The sequence below is a fragment of the Microbacterium sp. M3 genome (assembly GCF_033548675.1).
Classification (GTDB): domain Bacteria; phylum Actinomycetota; class Actinomycetes; order Actinomycetales; family Microbacteriaceae; genus Microbacterium; species Microbacterium arthrosphaerae.
Genome location: NZ_JAWTZT010000002.1, coordinates 596,778 through 623,686 on the forward strand (window position 1 = coordinate 596,778; position 26,909 = coordinate 623,686).

The following is a 26,909-nucleotide window of genomic DNA, read 5'->3' on the forward strand; positions in this document are numbered from 1 at the left end:
TCAGCCGCCGGCCGTGCAGGTCGGGCAGGGCAGCGGGCCGTCTCCCGCCTCCGCCAGTCCGAGGCGCAGGGCCATGACCCGCGTCGCCGCCTCGGTGAGTCGCTCGTCGGCGAGCTCGCCCGACTCGACGGCGGCCACGATCCCGTCCACCACGCGGGGTGCCGTGTCGGGCGTCGAGTGGATGACCGTCAGCACCATGTCGTTGCCGGCCACCAGGGCCGCCACGGCATTCCTCACCGGGTCGGCGTAGGCGGGCACGCCCGAGGACTCGAGCATGCCGAGGTCGTCCGTGACGGCGACGCCCCGGAAGCCCAGCTCCTCCCGCGCGATGCGGTGCCACTCCGGTGACAGGCTGGCCGGTGCGGCGTCGACGGACGTATAGGCCAGGTGACCGAACATCAGCAGCGGCGCGCCCGCCTCGATGCCGGCGCGGAACGGCAGCGCGTCGGCGGCGCGCCACTGGTCGAGGGTCAGGGGCGTGGACGGGATCACGGCGTGCGAGTCGCCAGGTGCGGCGCCGTGGCCCGGGAAGTGCTTGATCGTGGAGAACACCGTGCCCTCCTCGCCGTCGACCGCCGCCACCACGCGGGAGGCGGCGGCGTCCGGCGTCGTGCCGAGGATGCGCCGGCGGAGGAAAGAGCCGGAGTCGGCGGTGACGTCGGCCACGATGCCGAAGTTGACCGTGACGCCGGCGCTGCGCAACAGCGCCGCGCGCCCGGCGTAGGCGGCCTGGGTCGCCGCCGGCTCGGCGGTCTGCAGTTCATACGGAGCCGGATAAGAGTCCCAGGGGATTCGGGCGACGTCACCGCCCTCCTGGTCGACGGCGATGAGCGGCGGGCGCGCAGGGTCGACCGTGAGCGACGACGTCAGTGCGCGCAGCGCCGCCTCGTCGGCGGGGATGTTGGCGCCCATGAGGATGAAGCCGCCGATTCCGGTGGACGCCATGTAGTCGTGCAGCACCTCGGTATCCGTGGTCGGGACGTGCCCCATCACCACGCTGGCCGCGCGCTCGCGCACCGACATCGCGGCGACTGCCTCGGCGGCCCGCGCCTGTGCGTCGGCCGAAGGTGAGGGCGTCGGCGCGGGGCTCGGCGAGGCGCTGGCCGAGGCCGACGACGAGGCGCTGGGGGTGGGCGCCGACGCTGCGCACGACGCGCACAGGGCGGCCACGAGGGCGACGGCTGCGGCGGTCAGAGTGGTGCGATGCGCGGCTCTCACTCGGTCCAGCCTAGGCGGGACGCCGTGTCAGTGTCGCGCGACGATGGCCGCGGCATCCGTCCCCCCGGGGAGCACCCCGTACTGCGCGCCACGGTCCTCGCCCAATCGCGCGCCGATGAACGCCTCGGCGTCGCGTGACGGCGCGCGGCGGAGCATGAGCGACGCCTGGAACGCGAGAGCGAGGCTCTCGCTGAGGCGGCGGGCATCGGAGGCTGCCGTCGCCGGCTCGGCGGTCGAGAGTCGTCGCAGAAGCCCGAGCGTCCGTTCGACGTGCTGATCGAGCACCGTGGAGGCGCCCTTCGTGGACGCCAGCTCATCGGCGAACGCCTCGCCGGACGCACGGTCCCGCGTGAGCGCGCGCAGGACGTCGAGCGCGATCACGTTGCCCGAGCCCTCCCAGATCGCCATGACGGGCTGCTCGCGGTAGCGTCGGGCGAGCGGGAAGGACTCGGTATAGCCGTTGCCACCGAGGCACTCGAGCGCCTCGTAGGCATGCTGCGGCCCGCGCTTGCAGACCCAGTACTTCGACACCGGGGTGGCCAGTCGCCGCAGGGCGATGTCGCGGTCGGATGCCTCGGCCTCGAAGAGCTGTGCCAGCCGCAGGCCGGTGAGCATCGCCGCCTCGTACTCGAGCGCGAGGTCGGCGAGCACCCCTGTCATCGCGGGCTGGTCGACCAGCAGCGCACCGAAGGCCTCCCGCCCGCGCGCGTGCCAGACCGCTTCGGCGAGGGACTGGCGCATGCCCGCCGCCGTGCCGAGCACGCAGTCCAGGCGCGTGCGCTGCACCATCTCGATGATGGTGCGGACGCCCCGGCCCGGCTCGCCGACGAGGAAGCCGACCGTGCCGTCGAACTCCACCTCGGCCGACGCGTTGGACCGATTGCCGAGCTTGTCCTTCAGCCGCTGGATGCGGAAGACGTTGCGCATGCCGTGCGGCAGGATCCGTGGCACGAACAGGCAGGTCAGACCTTCGTCGACGCCGCCGGCGCGCGTGTGTGCCAGCACGAGGAACGCGTCCGACATGGGTGCCGAGCAGAACCACTTGTGGCCGGTGAGCTGGTACGCGTGCCCGCCCATGGACTCGCCGACGGTCGTGCCCGCCCGCACGTCGGAGCCGCCCTGCTTCTCCGTCATCGCCATGCCGACGAGCGCGCTGGGCTTGCCGCCGTCCACGATGAGCCGGGGATCGTAGTCCCGCGAGAACATCCGCGGGAGCCAGTTGTCGGCGATCCACGGAGAGTCCGAGATGGAGGCGACGGCGGCGTGTGTCATCGACACCGGGCACGCGTGCCCGGGCTCCACCTGCGCGAACAGCATGAACATCGCCGCGCGGGCGACGTGCGCGCCCGGAGCGGGGTCCGCCCACGCCGACGTGTGCGCGCCGCGGGCGATCGCCTCGCCGATCACCCGGTGGTACGACGGGTCGTACTCGACTTCGTCCAGCCGGAAGCCCCAGCGGTCGTGGGCATGCGCGACCGGCGTGTGGACGTTCGCGAGGTGCGCGTCCCGCTGGAAGCCCTCCGAGCCGACGAGCGCGCCCGCCTCCCGCAGCCTGTCCTCCGCCGCGCCGCCGCCGAAGGCGTGTACGGCCTCGCCGAGCGGCACGTTGAGGGCGTACTCGTCGATGTCGACCCGCCACGGCGGCTGGTTCTCGACGTAGTGCGTCGCGGCCCCGATGACCCGCTGCCCGCGGGAGAACGAGGTCATGCCCGCTCCGCGCCCGTCGTCGCGAGGGCGTACTGCGCCCCGGGACTCAGTGGGGCCCGGGTCACGACGTCGTGGACGAACGCCAGCTTGTGGCGGACGGGCGCCGGAATCGTGAACGGGTACAGGTCGCCGAATCCCATTGATCGATTGATCCGGTTGAAGCCCTGCGACAGCCACTCCCAATCGCTGAGCAGGCGCTGGATCGGCTCGTCCTCGTACGAGTCGAGCGGCACGACGTCGGTGTCGCGCAGGCTGGTCGTCGAGACGTCGAGACGGATGCCGAGCACGGCCGCCGTCTGCAGCGTGCCCGTGATGTGCAGATAGTGGGCGAACGTCTCGGCGAAGTCCTCCCACGGGTGCATCGTCGCGTACTCCGAGATGAACGAGGAGTTCCAGTCCGCTGGTGCGCCCAACCGGTAGTGGCGAGTGAGCGCCTCCGAGTAGCTCTCCCGCTCATCCCCGAACAGCTCCCGACAGCGGGCGCGCAGCGCGTCGTCGGCGATCAGGACCTTCTGGTAGTAGTGGCCGACCTCATGACGCAGGTGCCCGAGGATCGTACGGTAGGGCTCCCCCAGGCGCACGCGGAGGGCCTCCCGGCGGTCGTCCAGGCTCTCGGCCAGATCGATGGTGATGATGCCGTTCGCGTGGCCGATCGTGACGCGCCTGCCGTCGGACAGGCTGGAGATGAGATCGAAGCCCAGTCCGCCCTTCTCGACGTCCCAGCCCACGATGGGCAGCCCGAGATCCGCGAGCTGGAGGATCAGCCGGCGCTTCGCCTCCTCGGTCTTCGCGAGCTTCTCCAGTGCCACCGTGTCGTCGGCGGCAGGCCGACGGCGCGTCAGGCGGCACGAGAAGCAGCGCCCCGCGGGGGCGTTCTCCCACACGAGCCAGTTGCAGGCCCACTCGCGGTTCGAGCAGGTGTACCAGGTCTCGTCATCGACGACCGCACGCCCGTGTCGGATGCCGCGGAACTCGCGCGACGGGAGGTGATAGGCCAGTTCGGCCTCGCAGTTCGGGCACCGCAGGGTGTCGAGGTAGACGAAGTGACGGCAATGCGGACAGCGGGGCTGCGAGCTCACGGTCTCACCGTAGCGTGCTCGTCCTGCGGCCGGCGGCCACCTCACTGCGCAGGCATGAGCTCCACGCGCAGCAGCCGATCGTCGCCCGGCCGGGGACTGCCCCGGCCGTCGGTGTTGCCGGTCAGGATCCACAGCGAGCCGTCGGGCAGCGCGACCGCGTCCCGGAGACGCCCGAACCCCGTCAGCGCCGCGACAGGCGCGTGCGCGGACCGCCCGTCGCTGGTGTCCACCTGCCACAGGCGTTCCCCGCGAAGACCTGCCACGAACACCGTGTCGCCGAACGCGGTGATGCCGCTGGGGCTGGCCTCGCTCGTCGCCCACTCGGCGACCGGATCCACGAACCCGTCCCGCTCCGCGGTGCCCTCGACGACCGGCCAGCCGTAGTTCGCACCGGGCTCGATGCGGTTCAGCTCGTCCCAGGTGTTCTGGCCGAACTCGCTGGCCCACATCGCGCCGTCGGCGGTCCACGCGATGCCCTGCACGTTGCGGTGGCCCATCGAATAGACGGCCGAGCCCCACGGATTGCCGGGCGCGGGCTCCCCCTCGGGGGTGACGCGGAGGATCTTGCCGCCGAGGGAGCCGACATCCTGCGCCGACTCGCCCTGCTGGGCATCGCCCGTCGTCACGTAGAGGAAGCCGTCGGGCCCGAAGGCCAGGCGGCCGCCGTCATGCGTGCTCGCCCGCGGGATGCCCTCGAGGATCACCTCGGCGGGGCCGAGCTCGTAGCCACCGGGTTCGCCGAGGAGCGGCATCCGCACCACGCGGTTGTCGTCGGCTGCGCCGTAGTACGCGTACAGCATCGGCTCGTCCCCACCGGGACGCAGGGCCAGTCCGTGCAGCCCCGACTCTCCGCCCGACACGACGCCCGGGACCGTGCCGGCGACGCGCACCTCCCCCGTCGCGGTGACCTCGCGCACGGCGCCGTCGTCGCGCTGAGACACGAGGGCGCCCCCGCCGTCCAGCGGCACGACCGACCACGGTGCGGCCAGGCCTTCGGCCAGCAGGCCGATCTCCGGGCCCACGCGCCACCACCCGTCGGAGGTCGTCGGCGGCTCCCCGACCGTGGGTGGGCGCGGTGACACCTCAGGCGCGGGTGCGGGAGCGCTGCACGCCGTCGCCGCGAGCAACGACAGGAGGAGGCATCCCGTTCCCACGGCCCGTGCGCGTCGCGTCATCCGCCGGCTACCGCCGCTTCGAGCACGGCCAGGTCGATGCGGCGCATGCGGAGCATCGCCTGCACGGCGCGATGGGCGATCTCGGGATCGGGGTGGCGGATCAGCTCGACCAGGCGGTCGGGGATGATCTGCCACGACAGCCCCCAGCGGTCCTTGAGCCAGCCGCACGGCTGCTCCTGGCCGCCGTCGGCGGTGAGGGCGTCCCAGTACCGATCCACCTCGTCCTGGTCCCGGCACGCGACGTACAGCGACACGGCCTCGGTGAAGGGGAACTGGGGCCCGGCGTCCATGCCGAAGTAGTCACGGCCGCCGAGGCGGAAGTGCACGTGCATGACCTTGCCGCCCATGCCGGGCACCTCGTCGGGATACCGTCCGATCGTCACGATCTCGGAGTCCGGGATCAGTGCCGTGTAGAAGGTGACGGCCTCTTCGGCCGCATCGTCGAACCAGAGGAACGGGGTCACGGCACTCATGCGTCCTACCCTCTCCGAGCGCGCCGGGCGATGCAATGGGCGGGCTCGGCCGGCGCGCCATGATCAGGAGCCCGCCCGGGTGGCGCGCGGTCGTCGCAGCGCCGGTGCAGACCGAAAGGCCGCCCGATCGGGCGGCCTTTCTCGGTGGACCTGAGGGGACTCGAACCCCTGACCCCCTGCATGCCATGCAGGTGCGCTACCAGCTGCGCCACAGGCCCTGACGTCTTCCCGCTCTCGCGGGGCAACTCGTCTAGCTTACAACACTCCGACGGGTGCTCCGAACCACGTCACTCCTCGGCGGCGGTGTGCGCGGGAAGGCCGACCGGCACGACCGGGCAGTCCTTCCACAGGCGCTCCAGGCCGTAGTAGACGCGCTCCTGCTCGTGGAAGACGTGGACCACGAGGTCGCCGAAATCGATCAGGATCCAGCGCGACTCCTCGCGCCCCTCGCGACGCAGGCGCTTGTGACCGGCTTCCAGGAGCTTGTCTTCGATCTCGTCGGCGATCGCCGCGACGTTGCGCTCACTGCGCCCGGTGACCAGGAGGAAGATGTCGACCAGCGGCAGCGGCTCCGACACGTCCAGGGCGACGAGATCCTCGCCGCCCTTCGCGTCCGCCGCGGCCGCCGCGATCTGGAGCATGTCATGCGACTGTGCGGTGGCGACCATCAGAACACTCCCGTGACGAAGGCGAGGATCAGCACCCCGACCAGGGCGAGGGCGAGCACGCCGGCCGTGATGGCCAGCGACATCATGAGCTTGCCGCCCTTCTCCGGCACCGGCGGCTTGATCACCTCACCGGGAGTCTTCACCGTGCTCACCGCCGCGCTGGCCGCGATGGGCGTCGGCGACGAGTGCGACGGCAGCTCGCCGTCGACGAGGGTCGCGTCGATCTCCTTGCCGTCGGCGGTGCCCTTCGCGTGGCCGGTCGAGCCCAGGCCCTCGGGCAGATTGAACGTGCCGGTCACGATGACCTCGCCGGTCGCCGTGACCGGAGCCACGAGCGGCGAGACCTCGGGCGCCTGCGACACGATGAGCGTGTTCGGGACCGCGATCGAGCCGGTGGTGCGCGAGAGCAGCTGGTCGAACGACGGCGGGAACTCCACGGCCTGCGGCGCGGCTGGGGCAGCCTGGTCGTCGAGGAGGCTGGCCCCGAGCGTCGGGCTGACCACCGACTTCTGCTGCTCCTCGGCGGCGTCGGCGGCCGGCGCAGCGGCTCCGAGCACGTCGCCGAACGGGTCGTCCTCGTCGCGAGCATCGCCGGCGGCGGTCTCAGGCTCCGACGACGTGGCACCGGTCGCGGGTGCCGCCCACGGCGATGAGTCCTTCGGGGGCGTGGTGCTCTCGGCATCGCGCGGGATGCCGAACAGCGCGTGCATGCCGCTGTCGGTCGACACGGCGGACGCGTCGTCGGGCGCGGTGAAGAGCGGGGGCTCGGGCTCGCCGAACGAGGATGTCTGCGGCGGAGCGGCCACGGGGAACGCGAGCGCGGGCGCCGGGGCCGCGGACGCTGCCGCGTGTGCGGCGACGACCTCGGGCGTGATCACCGGCACCGAGGCCGTGCGGATGCGCTCCTGCTGTCGCGCCTGACGACGGGTGAGCGGCGACACGCCGAGGTCGACCGCGGAGTCTGCGACGGGCGGCGGCGCCACCGGCGCAGGGTCGGCGGGACGCGGGAACGGGGTGACCGGCAGCGCCGAGGGCGGCGCCGCGGCCACGGGGGGCGCCGCGGGGGCGCTCGGGGCGGCGTCGGGCTCATCGGCCGCCGGGCCGGCGGTGATCACCGGGGTCGATCCGGTGTTCCGCAGCTCGCGGATCTGCTTGCGCGTGAGGGCTGGTGTCGCCGGGTGCTCGGGTGTACTCATTCCTTGCTCCGGTAGAGGTGGTGCTTCGCAATGTATTGGACGACCCCGTCGGGGACGAGGTACCACACCGGGTGTCCTCGCTCTACGCGATCGCGGCAATCCGTCGAGGAGATCGCCAGGGCGGGGATCTCGAGCTGGCTGACGTCGTCGCTGGGCAGTCCGTCGGTGTTCAGCACATGTCCCGGCCTGGATACCGCGACGAAATGGGCGAGGTCCCACAACTCATCATGGTCCCTCCAACTGAGAATTTGCGCTATGGCGTCGGCCCCGGTGATGAAGAACAGCTCCGCGTCCGGGCGCTGGGCCTTGAGATCGCGGAGCGTGTCGATGGTGTAGGTGGGACCGGCGCGGTCGATGTCGACGCGGCTGACCGTGAAACGAGGGTTGGATGCCGTGGCGATGACGGTCATCAGGTACCGGTGCTCGCTCGGCGAGACGTCTTCTTTCTGCCACGGTTCGCCCGTGGGGACGAAGACGACCTCGTCCAGGTCGAACCACTGCGCCACCTCGCTGGCGGCGACGAGGTGACCATGATGGATGGGATCGAACGTCCCACCCATGACCCCGACTCTCGGGGCTGCCGTCACCGACATGCAGCAGCCTTAGTGGCCGTGCCCCGTTCGCTGGACGTCGTTGGCGTGGGCCCGCGCATAGGCCTCCGCCTTGTGCGTGTGACGGTTCGCCACGTTCCGGTACGACAGCGTCACGAGGGCCAGCGCAGCGAAGACGACGATCGCGATGATGCCGTAGCCCACGGTCTCGAAGGCGACGTTGCCGTGGTGCTCCGACTCTTCAGCGGCGAGGGCGATGATCGTGGCGATTGTCATTCGGGCTCCGTTCGGGTTCGCCTCTGGGGCGCAGGACCTGACCAGTCTATTCCGTTACGGGCGGACCTGCCCGGCGCCGCGCGCCAGCCACTTCGAGCTGGTGAGCTCAGCCAGTCCCATCGGCCCGCGGGCGTGCAGCTTCTGGGTGGAGATGCCCACCTCCGCGCCGAAGCCGAACTCGCCGCCGTCGGTGAAGCGCGTCGACGTGTTCGCCATCACGACAGCCGAGTCCACCTCGGCGAGGAAGCGGGCCTCGTTCGCGGCATCCCGCGTCACGATCGACTCGGTGTGGTGCGTGGAATAGCGACGGATGTGGTCCAGCGCGTCATCGAGGTCGTCGACGACGCGCATCGACACGTCGAGGCTCAGGTACTCGGTCGCCCAGTCCTCGTCCGTTGCCGGTGTCACGTCGGCAGCGAGCTGCGCGACGGTCTCGTCGCCGTGGACGGTGACACCGCCCTGCTGCAGCGCCGCGACGACCGGTCCGACGAGCCGGTCGGCGGCCCCACGGTGGACGAGCACCGTCTCGACGGCGTTGCACACGCTCGGTCGCTGCGTCTTGGCGTTCACCACGATGTCGCGCGCCCAGTCCAGCGGCGCGGACTCGTCGAGCACGATGTGCACGACGCCCGCGCCGGTCTCGATCACCGGCACCGACGACTCGGTGACCACCGTCTCGATCAGCTGCGCGCTGCCGCGCGGCACGAGGACGTCGACGACCCCGCGTGCGTGCATCAGCTCGCGCGCGCCGTCACGCCCGAATTCGTCGACGGTCTGGATGGCCTCCGGGTCGATGCCGCGGTCGGCCAGCGCGCCGCGCATCGCCTCGACGAGGGCGGCGTTCGTGCGCTCGGCAGCCGTGCCGCCGCGCAGCACCACCGCGTTGCCGGAACGCAGCGAGAGTGCGGCGATGTCGACCGTGACGTTGGGCCGCGCCTCGTAGATCGAGCCGACCACGCCGAACGGCACGGCGACCTTTGTGAGGGAGACGCCGTTGGCGAGGGTGCGCTCGTCGAGGACGCGCCCGACCGGGTCGGGGAGCGCCGCGATCTCGCGGACCGCGGCGGCGAGGGCCGCCACGCGCGGCTCGTCGAGGCGGAGGCGGTCCTGCAGCGCGGTCGACAGACCGGTGGACCCGCCGCGCTCGAGGTCTTCGGCGTTCGCCGTCACGATGCGCGGCGCCGCCGCCTCGATCGCATCGGCGATGGCGAGGAGCGCGTCGCGCTTCTCGCCGTCACCGAGGAGGCCGATGCTGCGCGCGGCGTCCTTCGCGAGCAGCATCCGTTCGCGCGCCGTGGTGGCCGTGGTGGTCATCAGCCCAGTTTATCGACGGCGGTGCGCAGCGGTCCGGTCGCGGCGGCCGCCGTCGGCTCGGGATTCGGCTGGAACCACGTGCCCACGTCGGTGCCCGACAGCGCTTCGCCCACGAGGTCGGCGCTGGTCACGAGCACTCCGATCCCGGATGCCGCGGCCAGCCGCGCTGCGGAGACCTTCGTCGCCGCTCCCCCGGTGCCGACGCTGTTGACGACCACCGAACCGAACTCGAAGCCGTGGAGGTCGTCCCCGTAGGCGACCCGAGGGATCGGCTGGGCGCCGGGCTCGTCGGGCGGGCGCGTGTACAGGCATTCGATGTCGCTGAGCAGCACGAGCGCGTCGGCGCCGATGAGCTGACCCACCAGGGCGGCGAGGCGATCGTTGTCGCCGAACCGGATCTCATGGGTGGCGACCGTGTCGTTCTCGTTGACGATCGGCAGGATGCGCAGACCGAGGAGTCGCTCCATCGCACGGCGGGCGTTCGAGCGGTGCGTGGGGTTCTCGAGGTCGCCGGCCGTGAGCAGGACCTGTCCGGCGACGATGCGGAACGGGCGCAGTGCCTCCTGGTAGCGGTAGATGAGGACGTTCTGGCCGACGGCGGCCGCCGCCTGCTGCGTCGCCAGATCGCTGGGGCGCTCGTCGAGCAGCAGGTACGGCATGCCGGTGGCGATCGCCCCCGACGAGACCAGGACGACTTCGGTGCCGCGACCGTGCGCGGCGGCGAGGGCGTCGACGAGCGGCTTGATCTTGTGGGCGTTGTCGCCGCTGATCGAGGACGAGCCGACCTTGACGACGACCCGCCGGGCCGCGGGGATGTCGGCGCGCTCGCGCGTGCTCACTCGGCGTCCTCCGCGGTCCCTGCCCGCTCCGCGATGCGCTCGGCCTCCAGCTCGGCACGGGCCTCGGCCTTCGCGTCCATCATGTCGTGGTACTTCTCGCGGCGCTCCGACGTGGTGCGGCGGGTGTCGCGCAGCAGGCGCGGATCGGTGCCGCGCGGCGCCGTCATCAGCTCGGCGTTGGACGAGATCGACGGCTCCCAGTCGAAGACGATGCCGTCGCCTTCGCCGATCACCACGGTGGCGCCGGGCGTGGCGCCGGCGCGGAACAGCTCGTCCTCGACGCCGAGCTTCTCGAGGCGATCGCCGAGGTAGCCCACGGCCTCCTCGTTCTGGAAGTCGGTCTGCTGCACCCACTTGAGCGGCTTGTCGCCGAGGATGCGGTAGATGTTGCCGTAGGTGCCGCCCTCGACCCGCACGGAGAACTCCTTCTGCGAGCCCTTGGGGCGGATGACGACGCGCTCGGGCGCCGGAGCGGCGGCCTGCTCCTTGCGGTGCGCGGCGACGATGTCGCCGAGCGCGAACGTGAGCTGCCGCAGCCCCGCGTGACTGACGGTCGAGATCTCGAAGACGCGGAAGCCGCGAGCCTCCAGGTCGGGACGCACGAGATCGGCCAGCTCCTGCGCCTCCGGCACGTCGACCTTGTTGAGCGCGACGAGCTGCGGTCGTTCGAGGAGCGGCGTCTGGCCCTCGGGCACGGGGTACGCCGCCAGCTCCGCCAGGATCACGTCCAGGTCGGTGAGGGGGTCGCGGCCCGGCTCCAGCGTCGCGCAGTCGAGCACGTGCACGAGTGCCGTGCAGCGCTCGACGTGGCGGAGGAACTCCAGACCCAGGCCCCTGCCCTCGCTCGCGCCCTCGATGAGACCGGGGACGTCCGCGACGGTGTACCGCTCGTCGCCCGCCTGCACCACGCCGAGGTTCGGGTGCAGCGTCGTGAAGGGGTAGTCCGCGATCTTGGGGCGCGCGGCCGAGATGGCGGCGATGAGGCTCGACTTGCCGGCCGACGGGAAGCCCACGAGGGCGACGTCGGCGACCGTCTTCAGCTCCAGGAGGACGTCGCCCTCCCACCCGGGCGTGCCGAGCAGGGCGAAGCCGGGGGCCTTGCGCTTCGGGGTCGCCAGCGCGGCGTTGCCGAGACCGCCGATCCCGCCGGGCGCGGCGACGAATCGCGTGCCGGGCTCGAGCATGTCGACGAGGGTCTCGCCCGAGGCATCCTTCACCACCGTCCCGACCGGCACGGGGAGCACGAGGTCCTCGCCGGCGGCGCCGGAGCGGTGATCGCCCATGCCGAACCCGCCGTTGCCGCTCGAGCGGTGGGGCGAGTGGTGGTACGAGAGCAGGGTGGTGACCTGCGGGTCGGCGACGAGAACGACGTCGCCGCCGTGGCCGCCGTTGCCCCCGTCGGGACCGGCCAGCGGCTTGAACTTCTCGCGCTTGACCGACACGCAGCCGTTGCCGCCCTTGCCGGCACGCAAGTGCAGTGTCACCCGGTCGACGAACGTGACCATGCGGTCCCCCTCAGGTCTGAATGCGTCCCGGACCGAGCCGGGATCGGGATAAAGGGAAGGGGCGAGCCGAAGCCCGCCCCTTCACGAAGTCTGTGCGACTCGCTGGAATTACTCCGCGACCGCCACCACGTTGACGACCTTGCGGCCGCCCTTGTGGCCGAACTCGACCGCGCCCGCGGCCAGCGCGAACAGGGTGTCGTCGCCACCGCGGCCGACGTTGGCGCCGGGGTGGAAGTGCGTGCCGCGCTGGCGGACGAGGATCTCGCCGGCGTTGACGGCCTGACCACCGAAGCGCTTCACGCCGAGGCGCTGAGCGTTGGAGTCACGACCGTTGCGGGTGGAGCTTGCGCCCTTTTTGTGTGCCATCTCTGCGTCTCCTGTGGCTTACTTGATGCCGGTGACCTTGACGCGCGTGAGGTCCTGGCGGTGCCCCTGGCGCTTCTTGTAACCGGTCTTGTTCTTGAACTTCTGGATCACGATCTTCGGGCCGCGCTCCTCGCCGAGCACCTCGGCGGTGACGGTGACCTTGGCGAGCTTGTCGGCGTCGGTCGTGACGGTGTCGCCGTCGACGAAGAGCACCGCGGGGAGCTCGATCTTGTCGCCGACCTTCGCGGCCTGGCGGTCGAGGACGACGATCGTGCCGACCTCCACCTTCTCCTGCCGGCCGCCGGCGCGCACAACTGCGTAAACCACTTCACACCTGTTTCTTCTGGGAGCACGCGCACGCGCTCGGGACGTCATGAAAGACTCGGTGCGGATATCTCGACGCACCAAGGGTCAACTTTACCAGATTCACGATCAGTCCGCGAAAGCAGGCCGGCCCGTGTCGCGGCGCCGGTGCGTAGGATCTGGACGTGGCGATCCTGATCGACGATCCGCGCTGGCCGGCGCATGGCCGCCTCTGGGCGCACCTGGTCAGCGACTCCGACCTCGAGGAGCTGCACGCCTTCGCCGCGGCGAACGGCATTCCCCGCCGCGGCTTCGATCTCGACCACTACGACGTGCCCGACGAGGCCCACGCGCGACTCGTCGCGGCGGGCGCTCAGCACGTGAGCGGCCACGAGCTGGTGCGCCGGCTCATCGCCTCGGGCCTGAGGGTGCGGGGCCGCGACCGGCGCTGAGCCTCTCCCCTGTCCCCGGACGGCCGTCGGCCCCGCCGCGGTGCGCGACGGGGCCGACGGTCGTTCGGAGCTCAGTCCTCGGCCGGCGTGTGCGGAACCGGCGTGCCGGTCAGCGCCGCCGTCGTCACGCGTCGCCGCGAGCGGCCCTGGCCGGGAGCCTTGGGCTCGGGAAGGGCGTTGAGCACCGAGTCGAGGAGCAGATCCTTCTCGGTGCGCACCTCCTTCTTCGAACCGGCGTCCTGCCGCTTCTTGCGCTTCTTGGGCCGCTCGGCGGGGGGTGCCGGCTGCTCGACGACCGGCTCGGCCTCCACGGGTGCGGCTTCGTCGTGGTGGTGGATGGTGGATGCCGCGATCTGCGCGAGCGCCGACTTCACACCCTCTGTGATGACATGCGTGCCGTTGGATCCCCCGGTGGACGGCGCCGGGGTCCCGCCGCGCGAGCGGCGGCCCGAGTTCGGAGCGCCGGCAGCCGGCGCACGGTGCTTGACGACCGGGTCGTGGTGCACGATGAGCCCGCGGCCCGCGCAGACCTCGCACGGCTCGCTGAAAGTCTCGAGGAGGCCCAGGCCCAGCTTCTTGCGCGTCATCTGCACGAGACCCAGCGACGTGACCTCGGCCACCTGATGCTTGGTGCGGTCGCGGCTCAGGCACTCGACCAGGCGCCGCAGCACGAGGTCGCGGTTGGACTCGAGCACCATGTCGATGAAGTCCACGACGATGATGCCGCCGATATCACGCAGGCGCAGCTGGCGGACGATCTCTTCCGCCGCCTCGAGGTTGTTCTTGGTCACCGTCTCCTCGAGGTTGCCGCCCGAGCCGACGAACTTGCCGGTGTTGACGTCGACGACCGTCATGGCCTCGGTGCGGTCGATGACCAGCGAGCCGCCGGAGGGCAGCCACACCTTGCGGTCCAGCGCCTTCTCGATCTGCTCCGTGACGCGGAAGACGTCGAACGGGTCGTGCTCGCCCTCATAGCGCTCGACGCGCTCGAGCAGGTCGGGAGCGACCGACTCGAGGTACTTCGAGATGGTGTGGTGCGCGTCATCGCCCTGGATGAGCATCTTCGAGAAGTCCTCGTTGAAGACGTCCCGGACGATCTTGACGAGCAGGTCGGGCTCGGAGTGCAGCAGCGCCGGGGCCTGGATCGTCTCGACCTGCTTGGAGATGTGCTCCCACTGGTTGGTGAGCCGCTGCACGTCCCGGGTGAGCTGATCCTCGGTGGCGCCCTCGGCCGCGGTGCGCACGATCACGCCCGAGGACTCGGGGAGCACCTCCTTGAGGATCTTCTTCAGGCGCGCGCGCTCGGTGTCGGGGAGCTTGCGCGAGATCCCGTTCATCGCGCCGCCCGGCACGTAGACGAGGTAGCGCCCGGGAAGCGAGATCTGGCTGGTGAGGCGCGCGCCCTTGTGCCCGACCGGATCCTTGGTGACCTGCACGAGCACGCGGTCGCCGGACTTGAGCGCCAGCTCGATGCGCCGGGGCTGGTTGCCCGTCTCCACGGCATCCCAGTCGACCTCGCCGGAGTACAGCACCGCGTTGCGGCCGCGGCCGATGTCGACGAAGGCGGCCTCCATGCTCGGCAGCACGTTCTGCACGCGTCCGAGGTAGACGTTGCCGATGAGGGACGCGTCCTGGCTGCGTGCCACGTAGTGCTCGACGAGCACGTTGTCTTCCAGCACCGCGATCTGGATGCGCCCGTTGCGCGAGCGCACGATCATGACGCGGTCGACGGCCTCGCGGCGGGCGAGGAACTCGGCTTCGGTGACGACGGCACGGCGACGCCCGGCCTCGCGACCGTCGCGACGACGCTGCTTCTTGGCCTCGAGGCGCGTGGATCCCTTGATGCGCTGCGGCTCGGTGATGAGCTCGACGGCGCGCTGACGCGGCGGCGCCGGCTCGGAGGGAGCGGATGCCTCGTCCCGGCCTTCGCCGCCGCGACGGCGGTTGCGGCGGCGCGACGAGCCCGACGACGCGGCTTCCGGCTCGGGCTCGGGCTCGGGGCGTGCGGGCAGGACGGTGAGCTCGGGCGCGTAGAAGTGCAGCTGCGTGGAGACCGCCGACACGAAGACCTCGGGCAGCAGCCCCAGCGTCACGGCGGTGACCGCCTCGGGCTCCGCGGGCGCCTCGGGCTCCGTGGCTTCGGGCGCGGCGGCGTCGGGTTCGACCGCCTCGGGCTCTGCGACCTCGGACGCGGCATCGGCCGCCTCGGCCGGGTCGACCGCGGTCGCCTCGGGCGACTCGCCTCCTGCCGGCTCGGCGGCGTCCGCTTCTGGCTCACTCGGCGCCGCGTCGGGTCCGGCCTGGTCGGCGTCGTCCGACGCGGCCGCCGACGTGTCGGCCGCATCCTCGACCGCGGCGTCCGCGGCAGGCTCCCCCTCGAGGGAGCCCGGATCGATCGGCGCCGCCGGCGACTCGGCGGCGGCACCCGACGACTCGTCGGCCGCTGCGGTCAGCGGCGCGTCCGATTCGGTCTGAGGGGTGAATTCTTCATCGTTGCCATCAGCCATCACTGGCGTACTCCTAGCGGGGCGACACCGCGCGTCGCCCGGCGAAATCTCGTGCGGCGCCGCCCATGCCCTCCGGACGGGGCGGTGCCGCGAACTCACTCGGTCTGCAGCGGAGGTCGCACGCGGCGGATGCTCGCACTGCCAAGGGCATTCGTCGCCCTGAAGTCTTCTGGTGGTGATCATCACGGCGCGGCCGTGAGTCATCGAGCCCCATTATCGCACTTCCCCCGCCGGATTGCCCATTCGCCGCGCCCCTGCGGCTGAGCAACGACGACGACGGCGTGATTTGCCACGGCCCGCGGGTGCGGCATCCGTCCAGATCGCGATGCCATAATCCGAACCATGCCCGACCAGCAGACCCACACCCGTCCGACGGGGCTCGCCATCTGGCTCGTGATCGCCGGGGTGATCGGATGGTGGGCCGCCTTCTCGCTCACCGTCGAGAAGTTCGAGAAGCTGGCCGATCCGAACGCGATCGCCTCGTGCGATCTGAGCGTTCTGGTGCAGTGCTCGGCCAACCTGGATTCGTGGCAGGGGACGGTGTTCGGATTCCCGAATCCGATCCTCGGCCTCTCCGGATGGATCGCCCCCATCGTCGTCGGAGTGGCCATCCTCGCGGGCGCGCGTTTCGCCCGCTGGTTCTGGTGGTGCTTCTGGGCGGGGATCGCGTTCGCGTTCGGCTTCGTCGTCTGGTTGATCAGCCAGAGCATCTACGCGCCCAACCTGCACACGCTGTGCCCGTGGTGCATGGCGACGTGGTCGGTGACGATCCCGACGTTCTACGCGGTCACCCTGCATCTGCTGCGGTCGGGCGTCGCGCCCGTCTCGGCGGGCGTGCAGCGGGTCGCCGGCCGGCTCATGGCATGGGTGCCGCTGGCGGCCATCGTGAGCTACGCGATCATCCTGCTGCTCGCGCAGCTCGAGATGGACGCGATCGTCAACATCTGGCAGACGTTCTTCGGATGACCCCGGCCCCGCGCCCGGGGCCGGGGAATCGCGTCAGCCGAACCAGATCTCGAGCTCGCGGGCGGCGGACTCGGTGCTGTCGGAGCCGTGCACGAGGTTCTGCTGCACCTTGAGCCCCCAGTCGCGACCGAGATCGCCACGGATCGTGCCCGGCGCGGCCGTCGTCGGGTCGGTCGTCCCCGCGAGCGAGCGGAAGCCCTCGATCACGCGGTTGCCGGCAAGGCGGATGGCGACCGACGGGCCCGACATCATGAACTCGAGCAGCGGCTCGTAGAAGGGCTTGCCCTCGTGCTCGGCGTAGTGCCGCTCGAGCCGCTCGCGGTCGGGCTCGACCAGGCGGAGGTCGACCAGGGCGTACCCCTTCGCCTCGATGCGGGCCAGGATCGCGCCGGTGAGGCCGCGGGCGACGCCGTCGGGCTTGACGAGGACGAGGGTCTCTTCGGTGGCCATGGGGGTCTCCGTTTCGGGTCGGGGCTCAGGAGGGGTCAGTGCTCGTCGGGATGGGCCGCGAGGCGCGCGTTGCGCCGGTCGAGGGCGGCCCCCTTGATCGTCGCATACCCGTACATGCCGCCGAAAATGAGCGCGACGATCGCGAGCGACGGCACCAGCAGCGCACCCAGCGCGACGATGCCCTGCAGCACCCAGCCCACCACGATGCCCCAGCGGTAGCGCACGAGCCGCGTCGTGACGATCATGAGCACGGCGAGGACGGTGCCGGCCACGATCCCCCACCACGGCGGGATCGCCGCCGGGAGCGCTTTCAGACCGTAGATCACCAGGCCCGCGAGGAACGCCACGATCGACTCGAACCCGAGCACGATCGTCGCGAGCGACTCGGCAGCGCCCCGCGCGCGGCGCGGCGCCGGCGCCTGCTCGGCGGTCACTCGCTCCACCCCGCCTTCCAGTCCTCGTCGGCGGCGAGCGTGAGGGCCTCGCCGGCCAGCACGACGGATCCCGCGATCACGACGGCGCGTCGATCGGATGCCGCAGCCCACGCGCGTGCGGCCTCGGCGGCGTCCGCGAGGTCCCGGTGCACGGTGACCCGAAGGTCGTGCGCTTCGGCCAGGTCGGCGATCGTGTCGGCGTCCTCTGCCCTGTCGGACTCGGGAGCGGTGGCGAACACCTGGGCGGCGACGGGGGCGATCTCTGCGACGATGCCCGCGGCGTCCTTGTCGGAGAGGACGCCGAGCACGACACCCCACTCGTCGAAGTCGAACGACTCGCGGAGCGCCGTGACGAGCGCCCGTGCGCCGTGCGGGTTGTGCGCCGCATCGACGAGAACGGTCGGCAGGGTGCCCACCAGCTGCAGGCGCCCGGGCGAGGTCACTTCGGCGAGGCCCTCAGCGAGCACGTCCCCCGCGATCGGCTGCGATCCCCCGCCGACGAGCGACTCCACCGCGGCGATCGCCAGCGCGGCGTTGAAACCCTGGTGCGCGCCGTACAGCGGCAGGTACTCGTCCTCGTAGGTCGCAGCGAGACCGCGGACGGTGATCTGCTGACCGCCCACCGCCAGTCGCTGCTGGGCGAGCGCGAACTCGGCGCCCTCGAACGCGATCGTGGCTCCGTGCGCCGCCGCCGCGTCGCGCAGCACCGCCTCAGCCGCGGCATCCTGCTGAGCCGAGACGACGGCCGCGCCGTCCTTGATGATGCCGGCCTTGACGGTCGCGATCTCGCGGACGGTCTCGCCGAGTCGGTCGGCGTGGTCGAGGTCGATCGGGGCGAAGACCGCCACGTCGCCGTCGGCCGTGTTCGTGGAGTCCCACGACCCGCCCATTCCCACCTCGAGCACGAGCACGTCGATCGGCGCGTCGGCGAAGGCCACGAAGGCCAGCACCGTGAGCAGCTCGAAGAAGGTGAGGGGTGCATCGCCCCGGCCGTCGAGCTCGGCATCCACGATGTCGACGAACGGGGCGATCTCGTCCCACGCGTCCGCGATCGCGGCGTCGTCGATCGGCTCGCCGTCGACCATGATGCGCTCGGTGAAGCGCTCGAGATGCGGACTGGTGAAGAGGCCGGTGCGCAGGCCGTGCGCACGCACGAGACTCTCGATCATGCGGCTGGTGGACGTCTTGCCGTTGGTGCCGGTGACGTGCACCACGCGGTACGTCTTCTGCGGGTCGTCGAGCAGCTCGAGCACGCGGCGGGTGCGCTCGACACGCGGCTGCACCCAGCTCTCGCCCTGCCGCTGCAGCAGCGCCTCGTAGACGGCGTCGGCGCGCCGGCGGTCGCGATCGCTCATGACGATGCCTCCGCCTTCGTGACGGCCACCGTGAACTCGCCGCGGTTGGCGAAGGTCCTCGCGGGGAAAGTGGCCTGGTGGTCATGGCTGTCGACGAGCGCGTCCGGTGCGACGAGCACGGCGTGCTCGACCGCGAGGGTCTCTCCCGCCACGTCGGCGATGTCGAAAGCCGACTGCACCGCGGCGCCGTCCTGCGCGTCGTCGAAGACGAGCGTCAGCCGGATGCGGTCGCTCACGTCGAAGCCGGCCGCCTTGCGGGTGTCCTGCACGGCGCGGATGACGTCGCGCGCGAGCCCCTCGGCCTCCAGTTCGGGCGTCGTCGTGGTGTCGAGCAGCACGAAGCCCTCGCCCGACAGCAGCGCGATCGCGGTGCCGTCGGCGACGCCCCCGGCCTCGAGGGTGAGCTCGTACTCCCCCGGCTCGAGGGCAACGCCGTCGACGACCACGACGCCGTCGCGCTCCTCCCACACACCGGCGCGGGCGCCGGCGATGACGTGCTGCACCTGCTTGCCCAGCCGCGGGCCCGCCGCGCGCGCGTTCACCGTCAGGCGCTTGCTGATCCCGTACCGCTCCGACACGTCGTCGCCGAGCTCGACCAGCTCGACCGACTTCACGTTGAGCTCGTCGCGCAGGATGCCGTCGAACTGGCCGAGGGACGCGGCATCCGGAACCGCCACCGTGAGCGCCGGAAGCGGCAGGCGCACCCGCCTGCCTTCCTTCTTGCGCAGCGCATTGGCGACGCTGGACACCTCTCGCACCGCGTCCATCGCGGCGCGGATGTCGTCGGCGGCCGGGAAGAGGTCGGCGTCGGGCCAGTCCTGCAGGTGCACGCTGCGCCCGCCCGTCAATCCCTGCCACACCTTCTCCGACACCAGCGGGATGAGCGGCGCGGCGACGCGCGTCAGCGTCTCGAGCACCGTGTAGAGGGTGTCGAACGCCTCGCGGCTCTTCGGGTCGTCAGACACGCCCACCCAGAAGCGGTCGCGCGAGCGCCGGATGTACCAGTTGGTCAGCGCCTCGACGAAGTCGCGCAGCTTCGCCGCCGCGAGCGTCGAGTCGAGCACCTCGAGATCGGCGGCGACCTCGCGCACGAGGTCGCCCGTGAGCGCGAGGATGTACCGGTCCAGCACATCGGTCGAGTCGGTGCGCCACGACGCCTCGTAGCCCTGACCGCCGGCACCGCCCGCGGCGTTGGCGTACGTCGCGAAGAAGTACCACGCGTTCCACAGCGGCAGCAGGAACTCGCGCACGCCCGCGCGGATGCCCTCCTCGGTCACGACGAGGTTGCCGCCGCGCAGCACCGAGCTCGACATGAGGAACCAGCGCATCGCGTCGGAGCCGTCGCGGTCGAACACCTCGCTCACGTCGGGGTAGTTGCGCAGCGACTTCGACATCTTCAGTCCGTCGCTGCCCAGCACGATGCCGTGGCACGAGACGCCGGTGAACGCCGGGCGGTCGAACAGCGCCGTCGAGAGCACGTGCATGACGTAGAACCAGCCGCGCGTCTGCCCGATGTACTCGACGATGAAGTCGGCCGGCGAGTGCTCGTCGAACCACTGCTGGTTCTCGAACGGATAGTGCACCTGCGCGTACGGCATCGAGCCGGAGTCGAACCAGACGTCGAAGACGTCCTCGATGCGCCGCATGGTCGAGGCCCCGGTCGGGTCGTCCGGGTTCGGGCGCGTGAGGTCGTCGATGTAGGGGCGGTGCAGGTCGACCTCGCCCTCCGCGTTGCGCGGCAGGCGGCCGAAGTCGCGCTCGAGCTCCTCGAGCGACCCGTACACGTCGACGCGGGGGTGCTCGGGGTCGTCGCTCTTCCACACCGGGATCGGCGAGCCCCAGTACCGGTTGCGGCTGATCGACCAGTCGCGTGCGCCCTCGAGCCACTTGCCGAACTGGCCGTGCTTGACGTTCTCGGGCACCCAGGTGATCTGCTCGTTGCCCGCGAGCAGGCGGTCCTTGATCTCGGTGACGCGGACGAACCAGCTCGAGACCGCCCGATAGATGAGCGGGTTGCGGCACCGCCAGCAGTGCGGGTACGAGTGCTCGTAGCTCGCCTCGCGGAGGAGGCGGCCCTCCTGGCGCAGCAGGCGGATCAGGGGCCGGTTGGCGTCCATCCACAGCTCGCCGGCGACATCGGTCACCTGCGGCAGGAAGCGTCCGCCGTCGTCGAGGCTCATGATGAGCGGGATGCCGGCGGCCTCGGTCACCCGCTGGTCGTCCTCGCCGTAGGCCGGTGCCTGGTGGACGATGCCGGTGCCGTCACCGGTCGTGACGTAGTCGTCGACGAGGATGTGCCAGGCGTCCTGCGTGCCCCAGGTCGCGGCATCCGCGTAGTAGTCGAACAGCCGGTCGTACGCGACGTCGGCGAGGTCCGCGCCGAGGACCGTCTGCACGACGGCCTCGCGCGCCGCCTCCGCCGACTCGTAGCCGAGATCCTTGGCGTAGCCCGCGAGGAGCTCCTCGGCCAGCAGGTAGCGGTGGGCGTACGCCTCTTCGGCCTCGTCCGGGCTGCCGTCGGGGGCGCGGTGCACGTCGGCGGCGCCGTTCGGTCCGCCCGGCAGCACGACGTAGCGGATGCCGGGTCCGACGGCGAGGGCGAAGTTCGTGGGGAGCGTCCATGGGGTGGTCGTCCACGCGAGCGCGCGCACGCCGGTGAGACCGAGAGACTCGGCCTTCGCCCCGACGAGCGGGAACGTCACGGTCACCGACGGGTCCTGGCGCATCTTGTAGACGTCGTCGTCCATGCGCAGCTCGTGCGCCGACAGCGGCGTCTCGTCGCGCCAGCAGTACGGCAGCACGCGGTGGCCCTCGTACGCGAGGCCCTTGTCGTAGATCGTCTTGAAAGCCCAGAGCACGGACTCCATGTACGACACGTCGAGCGTCTTGTAGCCCCGCTCGAAATCCACCCAGCGCGCCTGGCGGGTGACGTAGTCCTCCCACTCCCGCGTGTAGGCAAGCACCGACTCGCGCGACTTCTCGTTGAACGCGGCGATGCCCATCGCCTCGATCTCGCTCTTCTCGGTGATGCCGAGCTGCTTCATCGCCTCGAGCTCGGCCGGCAGGCCGTGGGTGTCCCATCCGAAGACGCGGTCGACCTTCTTTCCGCGCATCGTCTGGAAGCGGGGGAAGAGGTCCTTGGCGTAGCCGGTGAGGAGGTGCCCGTAATGGGGCAGGCCGTTGGCGAACGGCGGCCCGTCGTAGAACACCCACTCGTCGGCACCGTCGCGCTGGTCGATCGACGCCCGGAAGGTCTGGTCGGCCTCCCAGAACGCGAGCGTCTCCCGCTCGATGTCGGGGAAGCGAGGGCTGGGGACGACGGCGGCCGGCGCGGCATCGGCCGCGGGCCCGAAGGCGGAGGGGCGGGGATAGGTCATCGGTCTCTCGCAGGTGCTCTCGTGTGCTTCCTGCCGGGACGACGCCCCTGGCGCGTCGACCAGGTTCACCGCGGTACCACCCTGCATTGACGGATGCCTCGGCCGAGGCATCCCTCCCCTCTCACGGCGGCTGTGACGGGCCTGCCCCGCTCGGTTCTAGTGAGGCGTCACCGAGGTGGCGTCCTGTTCTTCCGAGAGCTCCCCGGTGATGGCCGGATCGACGCTGGTCCGTCGATTGTACCGTGGCGGCGCACGCGGGAATGCGGAGCCGGGTGCCGTGGTTTCTGGACTCGTGCCAAGATTGACGTCCGTGACCGCAGCAGCACCCGCACCCGACGCGTCCCGATCGCCCTCCGCCGCCTTCGATGCGGCGCCCACCCGCCGTGTGGCGTGGGCCTCGATGGTGGGCACGTCGCTGGAGTCCTTCGACTTCTACCTCTTCGCCTATTTCTCGGCGTTCTTCGTCGGACCGCTCTTCTTCGACCCCCTGGGCGAGTTCGGCTCGACGAGCGCGGCGTTCCTCACGATCGCCCTCGCGTTCGTCGTCCGCCCCATCGGCGCGGTGATCTTCGGGTACATGGGCGACCGGGTCGGCCGCCGCGCGACCCTGCTGTGGACCGTGGCCATCATGGGCGTCGCGACGGGCCTCATCGGCCTTCTCCCCACCTACGCGCAGGCGGGCTGGCTCGGCGCGGTGCTGCTCATCCTGCTGCGCATCGTGCAGGGCCTGTCGCTCGGCGGCGAGTGGGGCGGCTCGATCCTCATCGCGACGGAGAACTCGGGCCCGGTCAAGCGCGCGTTCTACGCCGCCGTGCCGCAGCTCGGCTCGCCCGTCGGGTCGATCCTGTCTGCGACCGTCTTCATCGTCCTGACCGCGGTGCTGCCGGCCGAGCAGATCGCGGAGTGGGGCTGGCGCGTGCCCTTCCTCCTGGCTCTCCCGCTGCTGCTCGTGTCGCTGTACCTGCGCTGGTCGATCTCCGAGACGCCGGTGTTCGAGGGCGTGGTGGCCCAGGGCCGCCGCGATCGGATCCCCTTCGTGACGATGTTCGCCAAGCGGCCGGGCGCGATGGCGATCGCCATCGGAGCGGCGCTCCTCGGCATCGGCTCGTACTCGCTGATGAACACCTACACGGTGAACTACGGCGTCGAGCGCCTCGGCTTCAGCTTCCAGGACCTCCTCATCGCGACGACCATCGGCGGCCTCCTGCAGCTGGTCACCATCCCGCTGTTCGGAGCCTGGGCGAACCGCATCGGATCGGCGCGCGTGGTGCTGTGGGGCGCGCTCGGCACGCTCCTCATCGCGTTCCCCATGTACTTCCTGCTGCAGTTCGCGACGTTCCCGATCCTCGTTGCGACGATGATCGTCGGCGGCATCCTTCCGACGATGGCGTGGGCGGCGCTGGGCGGGCTCATGAACGACCTGTTCCCCGACAACTTCCGCTACTCGGCGCTCTCGTTCGCCTACGCGCTCGCGGCCACCATCAGCGGGTTCGTGCCGTACCTCACCTTCGAGCTGGGCGTGGCGACCGACTTCGCATGGTGGCACCCGGGCATCATCCTCGCCGTCATGTCGGCGGTGACCCTCGTCTCCGCCTGGCTCGCCGCGCGCCGGCAGCCCGAGCCCGAGCTCGCCACCGAGCCCGAGACGGCGACCGCGAACGTCTGACGCTCCGGACCCGCGTGCGGGCGGATGCCTCGGCCCGAGGCATCCGCCCGCTTTCCCGCGTGCCGATGCGCCCGGGTAGACTCGAGCGACATCCCACACTCAGGCACGCTCACACAGTGCCGCACATATCGCTCGAGGAGTTCGCCATGACCGACGCCCGCCCCGCCGAGGGACAGATCCCGGACAAGCCCGCGCTGGAGGGCCTCGAGGACAAGTGGGATGCCGCGTGGTCGGAGCAGGGCACGTACCTGTTCGACCGCATCCGCGCCGCCGAGGTGGGACGCCAGGGCATCTACTCGGTCGACACGCCGCCGCCCACGGCGTCGGGCAGCCTGCACATCGGCCACGTCTTCAGCTACACGCACACCGACGTGAAGGTGCGCTTCGAGCGCATGCGCGGCAAGACGGTGTTCTACCCGATGGGCTGGGACGACAACGGCCTGCCGACCGAGCGTCGCGTGCAGAACTACTACGGCGTCCGCTGCGACCCGTCGCTGCCGTACGACCCCGCCTTCACGCCCCCGTACGAGGGCGGCGACAACAAGTCGAGCCGCGCGGCCGACCAGATCCCCGTCAGCCGGCGCAACTTCATCGAGCTGTGCGAGAAGCTCACCGTCGAGGACGAGAAGCACTTCGAGGCGCTGTGGCGCTCGCTCGGGCTCAGCGTCGACTGGACGCAGACCTACCGCACGATCTCGGACGACACGATGCGCACGAGCCAGCTCGCGTTCCTGCGCAACCTCGAGCGCGGCGAGGCCTTCCAGGACCTCGCCCCCACCCTGTGGGACATCGACTTCCGCACAGCGGTGGCCCAGGCCGAGCTCGAAGACCGCGAGCAGCCCGCTGCGTACCACCGTGTGGGCTTCCACAAGACGGACGGCTCGGGTGACGTCTTCATCGAGACCACCCGACCCGAGCTGCTCCCGGCCTGCGTGGCGCTCGTCGCCCACCCCGACGACGAGCGGTACCAGCCGCTCTTCGGCACGACCGTGCGCACCCCGCTCTTCGACGTCGAGGTGCCCGTGCTCGCCCACTCGCTCGCGCAGCAGGACAAGGGCTCGGGCATCGCGATGATCTGCACCTTCGGCGACGTCACCGACATCGTGTGGTGGCGCGAGCTGCAGCTGCCCAACCGCACCATCCTCGGCCAGGACGGCCGGGTCATGGCCGAGGCGCCGGATGTGATCGTGACGGATGCTGCGAAGGCCGCGTATGCGGAACTCGCGGGCAAGACGGTCTTCAGCGCGAAGAAGCGCATCGTCGAGCTGCTCCAGGAATCCGGCGAGCTGGAGGGCGAGCCGAAGCCGTTCCAGCACGCGGTGAAGTTCTACGAGAAGGGCGACCGCGCGCTCGAGATCGTCTCGACGCGTCAGTGGTACATCCGCAACGGCGCGCGCGACGAAGCGCTGCGCGACAAGCTCATCGCGCTCGGCAAGGACATGTCGTGGCACCCCGACTTCATGCGGGTGCGGTTCGAGAACTGGACGAACGGGCTCACCGGCGACTGGCTGGTGTCGCGGCAGCGGTTCTTCGGCGTGCCCATCCCGGTCTGGTACGCGCTGGACGAGAACGGCGAGCGGGATTACAGCCGCGTGCTGACGCCCGACCACGCCTCGCTCCCGGTCGACCCGTCGACCGACGTGCCGCCGGGCTACTCCGACGACCAGCGCGGCGTCCCGGGCGGGTTCGACGGCGAGACCGACATCTTCGACACGTGGGCCACCTCCTCGCTGACCCCGCAGCTGGCCGGCGGGTGGGAGCGCGATCCCGAGCTGTGGAATCTGGTCGCGCCTTTCGACGTGCGCCCGCAGGGTCAGGACATCATCCGCACGTGGCTGTTCTCGACGATGCTGCGCAGCGCCCTCGAGGACGACCGAGCGCCGTGGACGGATGCCGCGATCTCCGGCTTCATCGTCGACCCCGACCGCAAGAAGATGTCGAAGTCGAAGGGCAACGTCGTCACGCCCGCCGACATCCTCGCCCAGCACGGCTCGGACGCCGTGCGGTACTGGGCGGCGTCTAGCCGGCTGGGCACCGACGCCGCGTTCGACCCGCAGAACCCGACGCAGATCAAGATCGGCCGCCGCCTGGCCATCAAGGTGCTCAACGCCGCGAAGTTCGTGCTGTCGTTCCCGGTGCCCGAGGGTGCCGAAGTCACCCACGCGCTCGATGCCTCGATGCTGGCGGCGCTCGACGGCGTGGTGCGCGACGCCACCAAGGCGCTCGAGGCCTACGACCACGCCCGCGCCCTGGAGGTCGCGGAGTCGTTCTTCTGGACCTTCTGCGACGACTACCTCGAACTGGTCAAGGAGCGGGCGTACAACCAGACCGACGTCGGACAGGCCTCCGCGGCGCTCGCGCTGCGCATGGCACTGGCGACGCTCCTGCGCCTCTTCGCCCCGGTGCTGGTGTTCGCGGCCGAAGAGTCGTGGTCGTGGTTCAACGACGGCTCGGTGCACACCGCGGAGTGGCCGCAGCCCGTCGGCATCGACGGCGACGCCGCCGTGCTGCGGATCGTCGGAGAGGCGCTGATCGGCATCCGCCGCGCCAAGACCGAGGCCAAGGTCTCGCAGAAGGCGCCGGTGTCGCACGTGACGATCGCGGCACCCGCCGACGCCGTCGCCGCTCTCCGTCTCGCGGAGGGCGACCTGCGCGCCGTGGGGCGCATCGCCGAGATCCGTTATACGGAGGCGGAGGCGCTCCAGGTCACCGAGATCGAACTCGCCCCGCAGGAGGACTGATGCAGCTCGGAACACGTTGGACCTCGGGCGACGAACCGCCCGCAGCCGTGCCTGCGGCGCTGCGTCGCGGCATCCGCTCGGTCGACGAGACGATCCCGGCCGACCAGCTCGGCCAGCCGCGCCCGCGGTGGACCCTCACCTGGCTCGAGGGGCGGCCGATCGCCGAGCTCGACACCGGAGTGATCGTGTCGCTGGGCGACGACGGCGAAGCCGTCGTGCGGCACGATGACGGGACGGGGTTCGGCGGGCACTGATCGCCGCTCCCGGCACGCGCGCGACGCCGGTCCGCCG

At 71.0% G+C, this 26,909-nt stretch carries 24 protein-coding genes and 1 tRNA gene; 5 read left to right on the top strand and 20 right to left on the bottom strand.

What is annotated here, in order from left to right; genetic code table 11:
• The 15 genes from R8Z57_RS08110 to rplU all read right to left on the bottom strand — a co-directional run bounded on the left by R8Z57_RS08110 (nucleotide 1) and on the right by rplU (nucleotide 12,694).
• Complete coding sequence (locus R8Z57_RS08110) at nucleotides 1-1,218, bottom strand: glycoside hydrolase family 3 N-terminal domain-containing protein (RefSeq protein WP_318353252.1); 1,218 nt, start codon at nucleotides 1,216-1,218, stop codon at nucleotides 1-3.
• Between the two features lie 27 nt (nucleotides 1,219-1,245).
• Nucleotides 1,246-2,925 (bottom strand): acyl-CoA dehydrogenase family protein, encoded by a 1,680-nt coding sequence (locus R8Z57_RS08115; RefSeq protein WP_318353253.1) that lies wholly within the window; start codon nucleotides 2,923-2,925, stop codon nucleotides 1,246-1,248.
• A complete protein-coding gene (locus R8Z57_RS08120; RefSeq protein WP_318353254.1) occupies nucleotides 2,922-4,004 on the bottom strand; it encodes a putative zinc-binding metallopeptidase in 1,083 nt (360 codons plus the stop codon). The genes R8Z57_RS08115 and R8Z57_RS08120 overlap by 4 nt, the downstream gene beginning before the upstream one ends.
• 41 nt (nucleotides 4,005-4,045) lie before the next feature.
• Entirely contained in the window at nucleotides 4,046-5,026 is a 981-nt protein-coding gene (locus R8Z57_RS08125; RefSeq protein WP_318353255.1) for a PQQ-dependent sugar dehydrogenase, read from the bottom strand.
• Nucleotides 5,027-5,175: 149 nt separating this feature from the next.
• Complete coding sequence (locus R8Z57_RS08130; protein ID WP_318353256.1) at nucleotides 5,176-5,652, bottom strand: VOC family protein; 477 nt, start codon at nucleotides 5,650-5,652, stop codon at nucleotides 5,176-5,178.
• 145 nt (nucleotides 5,653-5,797) lie between these two features.
• Nucleotides 5,798-5,870, bottom strand: a tRNA-Ala gene (locus R8Z57_RS08135).
• 69 nt (nucleotides 5,871-5,939) lie between these two features.
• Nucleotides 5,940-6,320, bottom strand: coding sequence for a ribosome silencing factor (rsfS, locus tag R8Z57_RS08140; RefSeq protein WP_318353257.1), 381 nt, complete (start codon nucleotides 6,318-6,320; stop codon nucleotides 5,940-5,942).
• Complete coding sequence (locus R8Z57_RS08145; RefSeq protein WP_318353258.1) at nucleotides 6,320-7,516, bottom strand: hypothetical protein; 1,197 nt, start codon at nucleotides 7,514-7,516, stop codon at nucleotides 6,320-6,322. The genes rsfS and R8Z57_RS08145 overlap by 1 nt, the downstream gene beginning before the upstream one ends.
• The gene (nadD, locus tag R8Z57_RS08150; RefSeq protein ID WP_318353259.1) at nucleotides 7,513-8,109 is read right to left on the bottom strand and encodes a nicotinate-nucleotide adenylyltransferase; all 597 of its coding nucleotides are present in this window, start codon (nucleotides 8,107-8,109) and stop codon (nucleotides 7,513-7,515) included. Before nadD ends, R8Z57_RS08145 begins: the two co-directional genes overlap by 4 nt.
• A 9-nt stretch (nucleotides 8,110-8,118) precedes the next feature.
• Nucleotides 8,119-8,343: a hypothetical protein gene (locus tag R8Z57_RS08155; RefSeq protein WP_318353260.1), complete on the bottom strand. Its 225-nt coding sequence runs from the start codon at nucleotides 8,341-8,343 to the stop codon at nucleotides 8,119-8,121.
• Nucleotides 8,344-8,397: 54 nt separating this feature from the next.
• Nucleotides 8,398-9,657 carry a glutamate-5-semialdehyde dehydrogenase gene (locus R8Z57_RS08160; RefSeq protein WP_318353261.1) on the bottom strand — a complete coding sequence of 420 codons (1,260 nt, stop codon included), beginning with the start codon at nucleotides 9,655-9,657 and terminating at the stop codon, nucleotides 8,398-8,400.
• Nucleotides 9,657-10,496, bottom strand: a complete 840-nt coding sequence (gene proB, locus R8Z57_RS08165) for a glutamate 5-kinase (RefSeq protein WP_318353262.1) — start codon at nucleotides 10,494-10,496, stop codon at nucleotides 9,657-9,659. Before proB ends, R8Z57_RS08160 begins: the two co-directional genes overlap by 1 nt.
• Nucleotides 10,493-12,001: a GTPase ObgE gene (gene obgE, locus R8Z57_RS08170; protein WP_318353263.1), complete on the bottom strand. Its 1,509-nt coding sequence runs from the start codon at nucleotides 11,999-12,001 to the stop codon at nucleotides 10,493-10,495. Before obgE ends, proB begins: the two co-directional genes overlap by 4 nt.
• Nucleotides 12,002-12,109: 108 nt before the next feature.
• Nucleotides 12,110-12,367 (bottom strand): 50S ribosomal protein L27, encoded by a 258-nt coding sequence (rpmA, locus tag R8Z57_RS08175; protein ID WP_109211194.1) that lies wholly within the window; start codon nucleotides 12,365-12,367, stop codon nucleotides 12,110-12,112.
• Nucleotides 12,368-12,385: 18 nt separating this feature from the next.
• Nucleotides 12,386-12,694, bottom strand: a complete 309-nt coding sequence (gene rplU, locus R8Z57_RS08180) for a 50S ribosomal protein L21 (protein WP_109211193.1) — start codon at nucleotides 12,692-12,694, stop codon at nucleotides 12,386-12,388.
• Nucleotides 12,695-12,855: 161 nt separating this feature from the next.
• Here rplU and R8Z57_RS08185 point away from each other — a divergent pair, with 161 nt between their 5' ends.
• Nucleotides 12,856-13,122, top strand: coding sequence for a DUF4031 domain-containing protein (locus R8Z57_RS08185; RefSeq protein ID WP_318353264.1), 267 nt, complete (start codon nucleotides 12,856-12,858; stop codon nucleotides 13,120-13,122).
• 71 nt (nucleotides 13,123-13,193) lie between these two features.
• On the opposite strand, the gene R8Z57_RS08190 is transcribed toward R8Z57_RS08185, so the two are convergent.
• Nucleotides 13,194-15,629: an Rne/Rng family ribonuclease gene (locus R8Z57_RS08190; protein ID WP_318353265.1), complete on the bottom strand. Its 2,436-nt coding sequence runs from the start codon at nucleotides 15,627-15,629 to the stop codon at nucleotides 13,194-13,196.
• Nucleotides 15,630-15,971: 342 nt separating this feature from the next.
• Between R8Z57_RS08190 and R8Z57_RS08195 the strand changes: the two genes are divergently transcribed.
• The gene (locus tag R8Z57_RS08195; RefSeq protein ID WP_318353266.1) at nucleotides 15,972-16,595 is read left to right on the top strand and encodes a vitamin K epoxide reductase family protein; all 624 of its coding nucleotides are present in this window, start codon (nucleotides 15,972-15,974) and stop codon (nucleotides 16,593-16,595) included.
• Between the two features lie 33 nt (nucleotides 16,596-16,628).
• Here R8Z57_RS08195 and ndk read toward each other — a convergent pair whose 3' ends face one another.
• From ndk to ileS, 4 genes are read right to left on the bottom strand one after another with little or no spacing between them, the layout of a single operon-like run.
• Nucleotides 16,629-17,045 carry a nucleoside-diphosphate kinase gene (gene ndk / locus R8Z57_RS08200; RefSeq protein WP_318353267.1) on the bottom strand — a complete coding sequence of 139 codons (417 nt, stop codon included), beginning with the start codon at nucleotides 17,043-17,045 and terminating at the stop codon, nucleotides 16,629-16,631.
• Between the two features lie 35 nt (nucleotides 17,046-17,080).
• Nucleotides 17,081-17,488: a DUF4233 domain-containing protein gene (locus R8Z57_RS08205; RefSeq protein WP_318353268.1), complete on the bottom strand. Its 408-nt coding sequence runs from the start codon at nucleotides 17,486-17,488 to the stop codon at nucleotides 17,081-17,083.
• A complete protein-coding gene (locus tag R8Z57_RS08210; protein WP_318353269.1) occupies nucleotides 17,476-18,834 on the bottom strand; it encodes a folylpolyglutamate synthase/dihydrofolate synthase family protein in 1,359 nt (452 codons plus the stop codon). The genes R8Z57_RS08205 and R8Z57_RS08210 overlap by 13 nt, the downstream gene beginning before the upstream one ends.
• Nucleotides 18,831-22,211 (bottom strand): isoleucine--tRNA ligase, encoded by a 3,381-nt coding sequence (ileS, locus tag R8Z57_RS08215; protein ID WP_318353270.1) that lies wholly within the window; start codon nucleotides 22,209-22,211, stop codon nucleotides 18,831-18,833. The genes R8Z57_RS08210 and ileS overlap by 4 nt, the downstream gene beginning before the upstream one ends.
• A 310-nt stretch (nucleotides 22,212-22,521) precedes the next feature.
• Here ileS and R8Z57_RS08220 point away from each other — a divergent pair, with 310 nt between their 5' ends.
• The 3 genes from R8Z57_RS08220 (at nucleotide 22,522) to R8Z57_RS08230 (ending at nucleotide 26,872) form a co-directional block, all read left to right on the top strand.
• A complete protein-coding gene (locus R8Z57_RS08220) occupies nucleotides 22,522-23,877 on the top strand; it encodes an MFS transporter (protein ID WP_318353271.1) in 1,356 nt (451 codons plus the stop codon).
• 146 nt (nucleotides 23,878-24,023) lie between these two features.
• On the top strand, nucleotides 24,024-26,618 hold the full coding sequence (gene valS, locus R8Z57_RS08225) for a valine--tRNA ligase (protein ID WP_318353272.1): 2,595 nt from the start codon (nucleotides 24,024-24,026) through the stop codon (nucleotides 26,616-26,618).
• Nucleotides 26,618-26,872, top strand: a complete 255-nt coding sequence (locus R8Z57_RS08230; protein WP_318353273.1) for a hypothetical protein — start codon at nucleotides 26,618-26,620, stop codon at nucleotides 26,870-26,872. The genes valS and R8Z57_RS08230 overlap by 1 nt, the downstream gene beginning before the upstream one ends.
• The last annotated feature ends 37 nt before the right edge of the window (nucleotides 26,873-26,909 follow it).

Excerpts from the sequence above, each read along its gene's own strand:
- R8Z57_RS08115 (WP_318353253.1), bottom strand. The coding sequence starts at position 2,925 with ATGACCTCGTTCTCCCGCGGGCAGCGGGTCATCGGGGCCGCGACGCAC.
- R8Z57_RS08130 (WP_318353256.1), bottom strand. The coding sequence starts at position 5,652 with ATGAGTGCCGTGACCCCGTTCCTCTGGTTCGACGATGCGGCCGAAGAG.
- rsfS (WP_318353257.1), bottom strand. The coding sequence starts at position 6,320 with ATGGTCGCCACCGCACAGTCGCATGACATGCTCCAGATCGCGGCGGCC.
- R8Z57_RS08145 (WP_318353258.1), bottom strand. The coding sequence starts at position 7,516 with ATGAGTACACCCGAGCACCCGGCGACACCAGCCCTCACGCGCAAGCAG.
- nadD (WP_318353259.1), bottom strand. The coding sequence starts at position 8,109 with ATGTCGGTGACGGCAGCCCCGAGAGTCGGGGTCATGGGTGGGACGTTC.
- R8Z57_RS08155 (WP_318353260.1), bottom strand. The coding sequence starts at position 8,343 with ATGACAATCGCCACGATCATCGCCCTCGCCGCTGAAGAGTCGGAGCAC.
- R8Z57_RS08160 (WP_318353261.1), bottom strand. The coding sequence starts at position 9,657 with ATGACCACCACGGCCACCACGGCGCGCGAACGGATGCTGCTCGCGAAG.
- obgE (WP_318353263.1), bottom strand. The coding sequence starts at position 12,001 with ATGGTCACGTTCGTCGACCGGGTGACACTGCACTTGCGTGCCGGCAAG.
- rpmA (WP_109211194.1), bottom strand. The coding sequence starts at position 12,367 with ATGGCACACAAAAAGGGCGCAAGCTCCACCCGCAACGGTCGTGACTCC.
- R8Z57_RS08190 (WP_318353265.1), bottom strand. The coding sequence starts at position 15,629 with ATGGCTGATGGCAACGATGAAGAATTCACCCCTCAGACCGAATCGGAC.
- R8Z57_RS08195 (WP_318353266.1), top strand. The coding sequence starts at position 15,972 with ATGCCCGACCAGCAGACCCACACCCGTCCGACGGGGCTCGCCATCTGG.
- ndk (WP_318353267.1), bottom strand. The coding sequence starts at position 17,045 with ATGGCCACCGAAGAGACCCTCGTCCTCGTCAAGCCCGACGGCGTCGCC.
- R8Z57_RS08210 (WP_318353269.1), bottom strand. The coding sequence starts at position 18,834 with ATGAGCGATCGCGACCGCCGGCGCGCCGACGCCGTCTACGAGGCGCTG.
- ileS (WP_318353270.1), bottom strand. The coding sequence starts at position 22,211 with ATGACCTATCCCCGCCCCTCCGCCTTCGGGCCCGCGGCCGATGCCGCG.
- valS (WP_318353272.1), top strand. The coding sequence starts at position 24,024 with ATGACCGACGCCCGCCCCGCCGAGGGACAGATCCCGGACAAGCCCGCG.
- R8Z57_RS08230 (WP_318353273.1), top strand. The coding sequence starts at position 26,618 with ATGCAGCTCGGAACACGTTGGACCTCGGGCGACGAACCGCCCGCAGCC.